This window comes from Pyrococcus sp. (genome assembly GCF_030153625.1).
Taxonomy (GTDB): Archaea; Methanobacteriota_B; Thermococci; order Thermococcales; family Thermococcaceae; genus Pyrococcus; species Pyrococcus furiosus.
This window is the reverse complement of sequence record NZ_JASKLM010000051.1, coordinates 1-11,821: the sequence shown is the minus strand read 5'-3', so window position 1 is coordinate 11,821 and position 11,821 is coordinate 1. Positions and strand designations below refer to the sequence as shown.

The window sequence follows — 11,821 nt, the reverse complement described above, 5'->3', positions numbered from 1 at the left end:
GGTATAATTTTGTTAGGTTTCATTCTCGGTTTGGTTGTCCGCCTGGTGATGTGACTGAGTGGCTTCAAGAGGTGATGCCCCAGTTATCCTGACAGTATCGTTCTCGTAGGAATAATCTTTAAGAAACATTTTATATCCATAGGGCCAGGGACTTATAACATACACATTATCAAAATAATTCTTCAGAAATTTTATCTGTTCTTTTACAAATACTCCTTGATAATAGGAGCCATCCTTATTTGGGAATATGTTTGTGACAACCAAGAGGTTGTTTTCATCCATACAAACTCTTATTCCATGATTGCCTTTATAAACTTCTCTGCGTATTTATGGGAATAGTTAATTATTTTTATTTTTAACTTCTCATGCTTGGTGGTTTGGGGAGCATTCTTTATTGCTTCCACAAAATACTTGCTTTGAGGGGGTACAGATGTTCCGTATCCTATCCAGTGAATAATCTCAGGAATGGCACCTTTATCACTTCCAACAACGTAACAACCATTGGCTGCTCCCTCTATGATAACCCTCCCAAAGGGCTCGTGCCACAGAGAGGGCACGAGAAGAATGTCAGAGGCTTTGTAATAGTGTCTTAGTATCTCCATTGGTTGATATCCCACATAGAGGACGTTTTCTAATGGGAATTCAGTAAACATCTTTCTTAGGGGTCCATCTCCTACAACAACAAACAAATGTTCGGGTAACTCTTTTGCTATCTTTGGTATTAAATGGGCTCCTTTTAGTTCTGTAAGGGTTCCAACAAATAAAACAATTGTCTTATCTTCTGGAAGATTTAAGTATTGTCGAGCTTCTTCTTTTGAAATATTTGAGACTATCTCTTGAGTTATTGGATTGTAAAGTACAGAGATTTTTTCAGTAGGGATATTTAGTCTTTTCACGAATTCCATTTTTACAAAATTGCTAATTGCAAGAATCTTATCAAATTTCCCTAGCACATTTTTTCTTTTGTTTATTTCGTGCACTAAAGCTGAACCCAATATGTAATTTGCTCCCATACACTGCCGTATGTTTGTTAAACTGCATCCTTCGCATAGTTTCCCATTATTGTTCAACCCACGATTCCAACAGAGTAGTGCAAAATCCCTCAAATGTGCAACTTTTGTATTAACTTGAAGTTTTGAAAGGCCTAGAATTGATTCCAAGTTATTTGCATGGATAACGTCAAAGTCTTCCTTCTGGAGGAGTTCTTTTACAACCTTCATAATTTCAAAAGAGGATAACTTGATATACCCGTTTAATTGGAAGTAGTATGAACTTTTTTTTCGCAGATAAATTTCAGAAGAGATCTTGCGCAACTGTTTCTTAAATAAAAAGTACCGCCAGGATTTAAATCTTATTACTCTCAAATTTTTGGAAATCTCAGTTTCGGTTTTATACTTAGTATAATTGGGAGTAATAACAGTGACTTCGTGTCCTAGCTTAGCTAGCTTGTTTACTAAAATTTTTAGGCTAATTTCAGCCCCACCCATATGTATTGGGGGGTAATACTCAGTGACAAATAGAATTCTCATATATACGCCTCCAAGCTTTGTTCTTGATCACTCCTACTTTTTTTAGGTATTTTAGATTAGAAATAAGTGGATTTATGATATTAAAATCAATACTTAGGCATAAGTACTTGACCTCCCTTGGTATCTCGGCATCTTCAAAGATTATCACGGGCTTTTTCCTAGCGGTTGCCTCAACTATGGGCAAACCCCAGCCTTCATACTTTGAGGGATGGATATACACATCAAGCATGTCGTAAAACTCAACTATCTTATCGTCTGGTACGAATCCCAGGAGAATTATTCTCTTGTCTTCCTCTGCTAGTTTTTGTATTTTTTTAAACAGGGGTCCAGTTCCAGCCAAGTAAAGCCGGGCATTTGGATTTTTGTACTTCATAAACAGTTTGATCAAAAGTTCATGCCGCTTGTATGCTTCCATTCTTGAAATGTATCCAATATTGAAGGTTTTGTGCCTCTTCCCACTAGTGGGGGTTTTTAAGAATTTATCATCAATAGGTTGATAAACTACCTCTATTTTATTCTCATCAATGCCTCCAAATCTAATAACGTCGAGTTTTGTTAGATGAGAGACCGCAAAGATTTTGTCGTAGAATCTTGCTGAAAACAGTCCTAATCTAACTAAGAACCGCTCCAAAATTTTTCTAAATCCTCTTCCTTTATATTTCAAGGGTATTAAATCGTGAACTGTAAGGTATTTTTTCGCTCTTGGCTTTATAAACGGTAAAAGTATGCCCTCTATAATTCCAATTGCATGATAAACATCTGCATCTGTTTTTAGTATGAAAATTGGAACATCAAAAAGAAGCCACTTAAAGTATGAAAATTTTTCCTTAGGAGATATTATAACATCTATTCCCTTAGCTTCTAACTTTTTGATTAAATTTCTTCCATAAACACTAATTCCTCCTGCCTTCGAGTCTAAATTCCTTGCCAAAATAACGTACCTCATGCTATCCACCTGTAGTATCTCTCCAGCTTTTTTACAATTTCATTCCAGTTATATTTCCTTGCTATTTCTGTACTCAGTTTCTTCATTTTCTTTCTTTTTTCTAATGCGATTAAAATCTTTTCCGCAAAGTCTTTCTCATTAACTTTTGCGATAAATCCGTTTTTCCATTCTAGTATGAGATCCTTAGAGGCGTTCATCTCATGTTCAACTGTGACCACAGGTAGGCCACTTGCATTGGCCTCAATGACAACAATCCCAAATCCCTCTCTAAGAGAAGGAAAGGCAAATACCTTGGAGGCCTTCATTAGTGCCACAACATCCTCATATCTATTTAGGAACCCCAAAAATTTTACATTATCCTGAAGATTAAGCTTAAAAGATAACTTTTCTAGATATTCTCTTTCAGGACCATCCCCCACTACAACAGCTTTAACATCCGGGATATCCTGTTTTATTATGGTGAGAGCTTTTAGGAGTAAAGGAACATTCTTCTCCTTAATTAACCTTCCAACGAAGATTATGTCTGAGGTGTAGCTGGAAGGCTTTATCTCTTGAATCTTTTCAAAGTCTATCCCATTGGGAACCACGTAAATATTCTTTCTGAGACCTGCTTTGTAGAGGTCTTTTTTTGTTTTTAGAGATACTGCTATATGGTTGTCAGTTAAAACAAATAACCCTCTTTCAATTATTTTTCCGAAGAAACCTGCCCTTCCAAGATATTTTAGCCAGTAATTTCCCCAGAACTCGTGCCACGTGATTACTAAGTTTGAGTTACTAACCCTGGAAGCATAGCATGGAAAGTATGGAGTTGCTTGACAATCGATAATGTCTAAATGTTGACCCTTTAGAAGGAAAAGCAAATTTATTGAATGAAAAATTGGAGGGAGTATTGCTCTCCTATTGCCGTGATAAATCTTTTTTGGCTTAATGGTTCCATGATAAAATATTCCATTCATTTCTTGTATCTTTTTCCCGTCCCAATGCTTGTACCCATAAATGTGAACTTCGTGTTTCTCAGCTAATCGCTTAGCTATCTCGTAAAGTCTTCTTTCAACTCCTCCTTTTACCCAAGGGTAAATTACATCATAGATAAAGGCAATTCTTAGTGTTTCTCCCATACTTATCGAGTCCTTATCCCCTTTACCTTATTAACCTTATGTTAATGGAATGTCCACCAGACATCTATTCTTTTTCAACCCAAAACTCTAATAATCAATTGAAGGGATTATTCATGTTCAAGAAAAAAGAATATGATCGGTGGATGGTAGAGGCAAAGAGAACTCTTGCTTCTGCGTATTCCGATTTGAGAGAAGGGTATTATGAATGGGCAAGTTTTAAAGCCCAACAAGCAGCAGAATTAGCTGTGAAAGCTATTCTAAGAGGGTTGAGCTTTGCTCCCATAGGACACTCAATAACGAAGCTCTTAAGAGAGCTAGCTGAAAACAACATAAAGGGTCCTAAGAAGATTCTTTATTTTGCAATGAAGCTAGACAGGAACTATATAGCACTGAGGTATCCTGATGCGTATCCGGAAGGTCCCCATTAGAATATTATTCAGATGATGTAGCCAAAGAACTTATCGATTATGCCGAAAAGATAATAAAATTTGTTGAGGCGGTTGCAGATGAGCTTAAAACAACTAAAAAAACTCGTAGATAGGATAGTTAAATATTTAAACGGAGAAGCTACTGTAATTCTTTTTGGCTCATACGCTAGAGGGGGATTATAACAAGGTCAGTGACTTTGACATCGTTGTTATTTGATAGGTTAGATAAGAATCCGCTGAAAAGAACAAAACAATTGTATGCCTTAAATGGAGATTTTCTATCAGTTGACATAATAGCCTACACAAGGGAGGAGTTCTTGAAGGCGTTGAAAAACCTCTCCCCAACTGCACTCGATGCTATTTCTTATGGAAATGTTTTGTATGATGATGGATTTTACAAAATAGATAAGGAAAAGTTTGAAGAACTCAAGAGGAAAGGACTAAGAAATGGGAAATACTGGATGATAAACAGTTATTAAAGTTGTGGTGAGATGGTTATGGACTTTTTCAAAAATTTTATCGGAAAGAGAGTAAAGAAGAGAAAAGGGCTTAAGTTTACGTGGAAGGGGGCTTTAAGGGAGTTGAAAAGTAAGTATTCATCAGTTGAACTTCAGCATAAAGCTCTCGAGTGGTGGGAATAATATAGTTTATTTTTCAGATCTTGAAGACATAATATTGCCGCCTTTGACACTACCTCCTTACATCTAGCTTTTCAATATTTAACTTCTTTGATGATTCTTCTCAACTTTTCTTGAGTGTCATTTCCTTAAAGCTGTATCATAAAAAATTCAGAGAATCACAAAACGAGAGTTTTATCCTAATGTTTCTTGGTTTTCTGAGGATTAAAAGGCTGTAACCCGAGTAGTGTTGATGCTCTTGAACCAAATATTTGACTATTTGGAATTTTAATAAATACCAGATGGGCCGAAGAGCACTCGAGGAAAGATGATAAGTAAGATGAGGATAACGGATCTAGTAGAGAAGAAGTAATCCATCCACTGAGAATATTGAAGAACCATATTGAACTCGACAAGAAGAATGGTTTTACAGTGTAGAAAGGAGGAGAGAAAATTAAGCACCCTATAAGTTCGTTGAAATAAAAATAAGTGTTAATATGGAAAGTTTAGAGGGAAAATTCATGCAAATTGTTGGGAAAATTGAGAGGGAATAGATAATTTGAGAATATTTTTGACAGAAAAAGGAGAGCTCATGAGATTCGGTGAATCAAGATATTTTTGAACTCTTTATTAAAGGACAAAACTACCTCAAAATCTCCACTTCAAGTCCAAACTCTTTGAGGTGTAAAAAGTCCTTATCTAGTGTTATTAAAGGGAGGTCGTTAACTAGGGCTATTGAGCCAATAAACAAGTCTCGTATTCCTAGCATTATTCCTTTTTCTCTGAGCTTTTTGTAGAGATATGCTGCTATCTCAGCACTCTTCCCGTCAAATGGAAGTTCTTCAAGTGAGTTTAACCAAATTAATTCTTCCTTTTTTGGAAATCCCAAAAATATTTCAAACTTTGTTATTGAGGTTATATAAAAGGTGCTATCTGTACTCAGTACTTTTTCAAGGATTCTTCGGTTTCCTCGAGCTATTTCGATTATCACATTTGTATCAAGGACTGCTCCCATTTCTCGAACTCTCCCTCAAGCTCTTTAAGCCTCTTCTTAACTTCCTGATATTCCTCTTCACTTAAAATACCAAAAATACGCTTGAGAACCTCTTTATTCCCCTTTCTTTCTTTTAACAGTTCTCTGAGGACTTCGCTAAACGACTTATTTCCCTTGATTCGGAGTAACTCGTTATAGACATCATCCGAGATAGTGATTGTCTTAACCATAATACTCACCATAATACATTGAATGCATGCATCATATTTAAGCGTTATGGAGTTTGGATGGACAGACAAGAACATGGCTTACTTTAGGTGATACAAATGGTATCAAAGCCCCACGGAGGAAAGCTGATTAGGAGAATAGCTGCACCAAGAACTAGGGAAAGGATTCTCAGTGAGCAACATGAATATCCCAGAGTTCAAATAGACCATGGGAGAGCTATAGATCTGGAGAACATTGCTCATGGGGTTTATTCTCCCCTTAAGGGATTTCTAACGAGGGAGGACTTTGAGAGCGTTCTTGATTATATGAGATTGAGTGATGATACTCCCTGGACAATCCCAATAGTCCTCGATGTTGGAGAACCTACCTTTGAGGGGGGAGATGCAATTTTACTATACTATGAGAACCCTCCCATAGCCAGAATGCACGTTGAGGACATCTACACCTATGACAAGAAGGAGTTTGCTGTGAAGGTATTCAAGACGGATGATCCAAATCACCTAGGGGTTGCGAGGGTTTATTCAATGGGTAAATACCTAGTTGGTGGGGGGATTGAACTGTTAAATGAGCTCCCGAACCCGTTTGCCAAGTATACTCTAAGGCCAGTGGAGACTAGGATTCTCTTCAAGGAGAGGGGTTGGAAGACTATAGTAGCATTCCAGACGAGGAATGTCCCTCACTTGGGTCATGAATATGTCCAAAAAGCCGCCTTAACATTCGTGGATGGCCTCTTCATAAATCCAGTGCTAGGAAGGAAGAAGAAGGGGGACTACAAGGATGAGGTCATAATTAAAGCTTATTATCTTATTATGAAGTATTGTTCGAACACTACTCACCACGCGATAATGAGGAAGACTTCAACGAGTTCCCAGACCTGAGGATAACTCCAATGTTCATAAGGGAGGTCTTCTACTGTAAGAAGTATGGTGGAATGGTTAATGCGAAGATCTGCCCTCACAGTGAAGAATTCCACGTCCACATAGGCGGCACAAAGCTCAGAAAGATGATAATGAACGGGGAACAACCTCCAGAGTACATGAGGAGGCCAGAAGTCTATGAAGTTATAAGGAGCTTTGAGAATCCATTTGTGGAGTGATGAAAGTGGCCAAGTCTCATAAGAATATGAAACCTTGGAGGAAAGTGAGAATTAAGTTGGGGATAGCAGACGTTGATAAAGGGAATAAGAGGGCCAAATGGAGAGAAGTGGGACACGAAGGTCTTCTACCCTGAGGAGATATATCCAGTTGCTAGGGGAGATAAGCCAGATATGATGGTATACCTCGACGATCTTAACTGGAGGGCCGCTGGGACGCTGGGCTATGAGACTCCTTATCTGCTGGAGAACGATACTGGCCCTGATGATGCAGTTCACTCTGAGTACGGAGTATTCTCCCTTTATCTCCCAGGAATGGAGAAGGCGAAGAGGATACAGCTAACGATCTATGACTTCGCTCCTACTGTGCTCAAGCTATTCGGCATGGAAAAGCCGCTTAGGGGGAGGAGTGTACTGTAGAGAAAGGGGAGGCTGGATAAATGAAAATAATCTTTATTCCCCATGCACTGGAGCGGATGAAGGAGAGAGGAATCCCTAAGACTCTAGTTATCGAGACCAATAGAATCCCCAGAAGAAATTACTACTGGATATTTTGGGAGAAAAATAGCACAAAAACGACTAAATGGAAAATTAATTCGGGTTATATATGAATGGATAGTAGTGATAACAGCATACTAAATATGGAGGGGGTAGATTATGAAAATTTCCTATGATCCGAAGTCGGAGGGGAAGATAATCGATACTATAGATTATGATGAGAATGGGGAGATAGTGGGAATAGAAATTATCAACGTATCTATGAGACTTCATGGTAATCCCCTACAGGAAATTATAATAAAAATTGAAGATTCAGTAGCCTTGTAAAAGTAATAGAGGGGAAATAGAGGGGAAATAAAATGAAGAACTTAGAGAAGGGTTTTACGATCTGGCTTACGGGGCCAAGTGGTGCTGGAAAGACTACGCTAGCTCATGCCCTGAAGAAGAAGCTTACGGCAATGGGCTATAGGGTTGAGATATTGGACGGTGATACAATAAGGAAAACCCTTTACCCTAACCTAGGCTTCTCCAAGGAAGAGAGGGAGATGCACAACAGAATAGTTATTCACATGGCGAAGCTTCTCTCAAGGAACGGGGTTATTGCGATAGTCTCCCTAATCTCTCCATATAAAGCAATTAGGGAGTACGCTAGGAAGGAGATAGGGAACTTCATAGAGGTCTACGTCTATGCTCCTCTCGAAGTTAGAATTCAGAGGGATCCCAAGGGCCTATATAAGAAGGCTATGCGCGGCGAGATAAAGGGTTTAACTGGCTACGATGGAGTTTATGAAGAGCCAGAAAATCCCGAGGTGAAGGTTGACTCATCAAAGATGACGCCGGAAGAGGAAGCTGAGTTAGTGATCCAAAAAGCTAGGGAACTCGGCTACCTTCCGTGAGGGATGTCCATGGACTTCATTTTCATTTTTCTTGGCTTCTTAGTTGGTTTTCTTGTTGGATTAACTGGCATAGGCGGAGGAAGCTTAATGACTCCCTCCCTCATATTCCTGGGAGTTGAACCCGTGGTTGCTGTTGGCACAGATTTGCTTTATTCGGCCGTAACTAAGGTTTTTGGTGTGATATTCCATGGGAGGCACGGCAGGATAAGATATGACATAGCAGTAAGGCTTCTCCTTGGAGGACTTCCAGCCGTAGTGTTGGGTGGAATTATTTTGAGGTTTGTTGATAAGGAAGTTCTTAATGATGGCCTTACCATCCTCCTGGGAATAATATTAGTTTTGAGCTCTCTGTTGAGCCTCCTCAGGGGAGAAATAAAAGTTCCATTAAGGCCTAGGTGGGCATACGTTTACCTTCTTGGGTTTATCGTTGGCTGTGGGAGCGGGCGTTATAGTTAGCTTTGTGCTCATGAACGTTGCTAGAGTTAATCCAAGGGAAGTAGTTGGAGTCACGATAGTTTATGAACTCAGATTATCAGCATTAGGTTTCTTGAACTATGTGAGCGTTGGAATTGTAGACTATGTCCTGGCCACTTTACTTATAGCTGGCACAATACCTGGGATTTATTTAGGCACTAGGATGAACTCGAAGGCTAGTAAAGAAAAACTGAAGAGGATAATCAATGTTATAATTATAATTATTGAGATCATAACTCTCATTCAAAGCTTTTAGGTGATAATAGGGGGGAATCTTTTTATCTATAAATTAAGAGATGTGGTACTTGGGGTAAGAAAGTGAGCACTCACGTCAAGATTAATCTTCCAGAAGATGTTTTAAAGACCGTCGGGGTGGAGAGAGAAGCTATTATTGAGTATAGTGTCAAGAAGCTTCATGGAAAGTTCAGAGGGAAAAGAGAGCATTATTTGATATCGTTTGACAGTGATTTTAGAGAGGCCTGTGAAAAAAGGAATTATCCTTAAAAAGCTAGAAGAAATAATAAACTCTCAATGATAATGTATAATAAATTGTAATTCAAGGTGCTCTCAAATGAGCGAAGCAAGCCACGCTTTGCAGAGGATTGCCAGAGGAACTGGAATCGTCTTTGCTAGAACCGTTATTTCAATGTTCTTTGGGTTTTTGAGCAGGGCCGTGATAGCGAGGTACTTCTCTGTTGGAGAGTATGGAGTGTTTAACTTAGCTTTGACTGTTCTAAGCATCGCACTCGTTATCGCCACGTTGGGCTTTCAGAATGTGCCACCAAGATTTTAACATTGAGTGAAGTTTTAAAACATCACTTTACAGTGAAATTCAAGGGAGTAAACGGGAATGATGAAATTCATACGGCAGGAACTCAAAAACCTCAAAGCGGACTTCATCTTTTGGAACGTTGCGGCTAGGTTCTATTCCCCTGAGGATGTTGGGGGTCGTCTCTGCCTTGGTGTCGGCGATAAACCTTGTCTTCACAGTGTCTCTGCTCGGTCTGAACTTTTCATTACTCCGCTTCTATCCCGAGTACAAGGAGCGAGTCGTGAGAAGCTCCATCATCCTAGTGCTCGCCCCCTTCGTGGTAGTCTCAACGGCATACATTCTGGTAACGGAGAAATCCGATTCATTAGGAAAACTTTTCTTCATTCAAGTTCCTGTTGCTGTTCGTGCTCTTCTCCATGGCAAGAACCGCGTATAACATGCTCTCAACGTACGCGATAGTAAAGAGAAAGGCCGAGTACACCTTCGTCCAGAGCGTTCTTTTCGCACTCAGGTTCGTGTTCCTTTTCCTCTTCGTTTCACTTGGTGCACTTGGAACAATATCTTCATTCGGCCTTGCCTTGGGTCTCGTGTATGAATTATTTTGTGTAAACTCTAAATTTAATAACTTCTCTGCCAAGATCTGTACCTATTTTTATTAAATTTATAACTTCACGTCTGAAGATCACTAATATCAATACTAGTGCGGTAGTGTGAATTGCAAACAATTCAAAGCGTGATAGCGAAACGTAAAGGGTAAGCATCTGAAGTACCGTAATGAAGAACGAAACTATAAACTTCTTTAAGTTAAGTCTGACATTAGCGAATCTTTTGATATGTTGCATTCTGGCTACCCACATAATAAAATATGCTAAAAATGTTGAAAATGATGCAGCGTAAATTCCCCACACTGGTATCAGAATAATATTAACACCCGCATTTATAAGGGCTGCAATCGAAGAAGTTAGCAAGGCTCCTTTTGATTCTTTGGACGCAATATAAACGGTTCCACTAAACGAAGATAGAGCAGAGAATACTGTTCCAAAAAGTAAGAATGATGCATATTTCCAACTTTCGTAAAATGAAGATGAAAATAAAATACTAGTTAGAGGTTTTAGTAAGGGCAAGAAAATAGATAAGGATATCATTAAGAGCGCGAGATATACGGTAAAAACATTAGTATAGACTTGATCTCTGTTTTCAGATTTGTAAGATTCTACTGCTGAAATTTGCCATGCCTGATAAAATATCATCGTAGGGATACTCAGTAGCTGTGGTATTTTGTATGATACTGCATATATCCCAACGGCTTCAACTCCAAGGAAATACGCCAGCAGATACCTATCTGAAACGTTTACAACCCACCAAATAATTGCGTTGGGTATTAGAAATACCGAATACCTAAGCATCTGTTTTAGTAAGTTCTTGTCAAAGGGTGATATTAGGTAATTATACATTCTCTCCTTGAAACACAAAATTGAAGACTTAAAAATCCAGGAAATTATTATAGCTATGAAGTATCCTGTAATTCCCACTTGAAGCTTTACAAGAAAGATTAATATCATTATTGCCATAAAAATTGAGCTCAAAATGTCGGCTGTAACTAGCGTTTTAATGCGCTTTAGGCCTTTTACAAAAGCCGTCTGAACTCTAATGATTGCATTTATCACCACGAGTAAATAAAACAGAGAAACTACCTCTTTTGGCATATATTTCCTGCCGAAATATATGGTGGTTATAAAAAACAAGAAAGTTGAAATACAAACAAAATATATGGCCGTTGAAATCAATTTTTGCTTATCAATGGCTTCGTCCATAACAAATCTAAACACTGCCTCTGTTATCTGAAGCGTGATAACCGGAACTACTAGAGATATAGTCGTATTTATTAGGTCTATCATCCCGTACTCCGAAGTTGTCAAGTATCGTGTGTAGATCATGACCAAGAAAAACGATATAACTGTAGACCCTAATGTCCCTAGTGAGAACAAAAGAGTATTTTTGGCTAAATTCTTGTATTCGTTCAACTTTCGTATCACCCCTTGAGGATTTTGTATAATATTTTTTCGGCAATTCTGTAAATTTTGAACACTAGTGGGTTTGGTGGGTTTTTAACACTTGCTCTCTCGCGGGGGATACTGTTAGGATAAGCGGTAGGGCGTTAGGTTTAAGTTTCTGATAATTTTTCAGAAAAAGAAGGGAGAGAAATGAAGGCTGAGAGCATTCTATAC

Annotated in this window: 14 protein-coding genes and 4 pseudogenes; 11 read left to right on the top strand and 7 right to left on the bottom strand. The window is 38.6% G+C overall.

Annotated elements, in window-relative coordinates:
- Positions 1 to 92: pseudogene (locus PWP39_RS08375) on the top strand (IS6 family transposase); the annotation flags it as partial.
- Positions 93 to 290: 198 nt separating this feature from the next.
- On the opposite strand, the gene PWP39_RS08370 reads toward PWP39_RS08375, so the two are convergent.
- The 3 genes from PWP39_RS08370 to PWP39_RS08360 are packed head-to-tail and all read right to left on the bottom strand — an operon-like array spanning position 291 to position 3,593.
- Complete coding sequence (locus PWP39_RS08370) at positions 291 to 1,529, bottom strand: glycosyltransferase family 4 protein (RefSeq protein ID WP_011012509.1); 1,239 nt, start codon at positions 1,527 to 1,529, stop codon at positions 291 to 293.
- Positions 1,507 to 2,475, bottom strand: coding sequence for a glycosyltransferase (locus tag PWP39_RS08365; RefSeq protein ID WP_011012510.1), 969 nt, complete (start codon positions 2,473 to 2,475; stop codon positions 1,507 to 1,509). The genes PWP39_RS08370 and PWP39_RS08365 overlap by 23 nt, the downstream gene beginning before the upstream one ends.
- The gene (locus tag PWP39_RS08360) at positions 2,472 to 3,593 is read right to left on the bottom strand and encodes a glycosyltransferase family 4 protein (protein WP_011012511.1); all 1,122 of its coding nucleotides are present in this window, start codon (positions 3,591 to 3,593) and stop codon (positions 2,472 to 2,474) included. Before PWP39_RS08360 ends, PWP39_RS08365 begins: the two co-directional genes overlap by 4 nt.
- 113 nt (positions 3,594 to 3,706) lie before the next feature.
- On the opposite strand from PWP39_RS08360, the gene PWP39_RS08355 reads away from it, so the two are divergent.
- The 3 genes from PWP39_RS08355 to PWP39_RS08345 all read left to right on the top strand — a co-directional run bounded on the left by PWP39_RS08355 (position 3,707) and on the right by PWP39_RS08345 (position 4,662).
- Positions 3,707 to 4,021: a HEPN domain-containing protein gene (locus tag PWP39_RS08355; protein WP_014835392.1), complete on the top strand. Its 315-nt coding sequence runs from the start codon at positions 3,707 to 3,709 to the stop codon at positions 4,019 to 4,021.
- Between the two features lie 206 nt (positions 4,022 to 4,227).
- A complete protein-coding gene (locus tag PWP39_RS08350; protein WP_288073451.1) occupies positions 4,228 to 4,500 on the top strand; it encodes a hypothetical protein in 273 nt (90 codons plus the stop codon).
- 18 nt (positions 4,501 to 4,518) lie between these two features.
- Complete coding sequence (locus PWP39_RS08345) at positions 4,519 to 4,662, top strand: hypothetical protein (protein WP_011012367.1); 144 nt, start codon at positions 4,519 to 4,521, stop codon at positions 4,660 to 4,662.
- A 619-nt stretch (positions 4,663 to 5,281) separates the two neighbouring features.
- Here the strand turns inward: PWP39_RS08345 and PWP39_RS08340 are convergent.
- Both PWP39_RS08340 and PWP39_RS08335 read right to left on the bottom strand, forming a co-directional pair.
- The gene (locus tag PWP39_RS08340) at positions 5,282 to 5,653 is read right to left on the bottom strand and encodes a type II toxin-antitoxin system VapC family toxin (RefSeq protein ID WP_011012366.1); all 372 of its coding nucleotides are present in this window, start codon (positions 5,651 to 5,653) and stop codon (positions 5,282 to 5,284) included.
- Positions 5,626 to 5,862 carry an antitoxin VapB family protein gene (locus PWP39_RS08335; RefSeq protein ID WP_288073452.1) on the bottom strand — a complete coding sequence of 79 codons (237 nt, stop codon included), beginning with the start codon at positions 5,860 to 5,862 and terminating at the stop codon, positions 5,626 to 5,628. The genes PWP39_RS08340 and PWP39_RS08335 overlap by 28 nt, the downstream gene beginning before the upstream one ends.
- 96 nt (positions 5,863 to 5,958) lie before the next feature.
- On the opposite strand from PWP39_RS08335, the pseudogene PWP39_RS08330 reads away from it, so the two are divergent.
- The 7 genes and pseudogenes from PWP39_RS08330 to PWP39_RS08300 form a co-directional block, all read left to right on the top strand.
- A pseudogene (locus PWP39_RS08330) lies at positions 5,959 to 6,956 on the top strand (hypothetical protein); the annotation flags it as partial.
- Positions 6,957 to 7,031: 75 nt separating this feature from the next.
- A pseudogene (locus PWP39_RS08325) lies at positions 7,032 to 7,373 on the top strand (alkaline phosphatase family protein); the annotation flags it as partial.
- A gap of 237 nt (positions 7,374 to 7,610) precedes the next feature.
- Entirely contained in the window at positions 7,611 to 7,778 is a 168-nt protein-coding gene (locus PWP39_RS08320; protein WP_288073450.1) for a DUF2283 domain-containing protein, read from the top strand.
- Between the two features lie 32 nt (positions 7,779 to 7,810).
- Positions 7,811 to 8,347 carry an adenylyl-sulfate kinase gene (gene cysC, locus PWP39_RS08315; RefSeq protein WP_288073449.1) on the top strand — a complete coding sequence of 179 codons (537 nt, stop codon included), beginning with the start codon at positions 7,811 to 7,813 and terminating at the stop codon, positions 8,345 to 8,347.
- Positions 8,348 to 8,350: 3 nt separating this feature from the next.
- Positions 8,351 to 9,077 (top strand): annotated as a pseudogene (locus PWP39_RS08310) (sulfite exporter TauE/SafE family protein).
- 62 nt (positions 9,078 to 9,139) lie between these two features.
- Positions 9,140 to 9,325: a hypothetical protein gene (locus PWP39_RS08305; RefSeq protein WP_288073448.1), complete on the top strand. Its 186-nt coding sequence runs from the start codon at positions 9,140 to 9,142 to the stop codon at positions 9,323 to 9,325.
- A gap of 67 nt (positions 9,326 to 9,392) precedes the next feature.
- On the top strand, positions 9,393 to 9,614 hold the full coding sequence (locus tag PWP39_RS08300; protein WP_288073447.1) for a polysaccharide biosynthesis-like protein: 222 nt from the start codon (positions 9,393 to 9,395) through the stop codon (positions 9,612 to 9,614).
- 343 nt (positions 9,615 to 9,957) lie between these two features.
- On the opposite strand, the gene PWP39_RS08295 is transcribed toward PWP39_RS08300, so the two are convergent.
- Both PWP39_RS08295 and PWP39_RS08290 read right to left on the bottom strand, forming a co-directional pair.
- Positions 9,958 to 10,230 carry a hypothetical protein gene (locus PWP39_RS08295; RefSeq protein ID WP_288073446.1) on the bottom strand — a complete coding sequence of 91 codons (273 nt, stop codon included), beginning with the start codon at positions 10,228 to 10,230 and terminating at the stop codon, positions 9,958 to 9,960.
- On the bottom strand, positions 10,190 to 11,629 hold the full coding sequence (locus tag PWP39_RS08290; RefSeq protein WP_288073445.1) for a lipopolysaccharide biosynthesis protein: 1,440 nt from the start codon (positions 11,627 to 11,629) through the stop codon (positions 10,190 to 10,192). Before PWP39_RS08290 ends, PWP39_RS08295 begins: the two co-directional genes overlap by 41 nt.
- Positions 11,630 to 11,821: the final 192 nt, after the last annotated feature.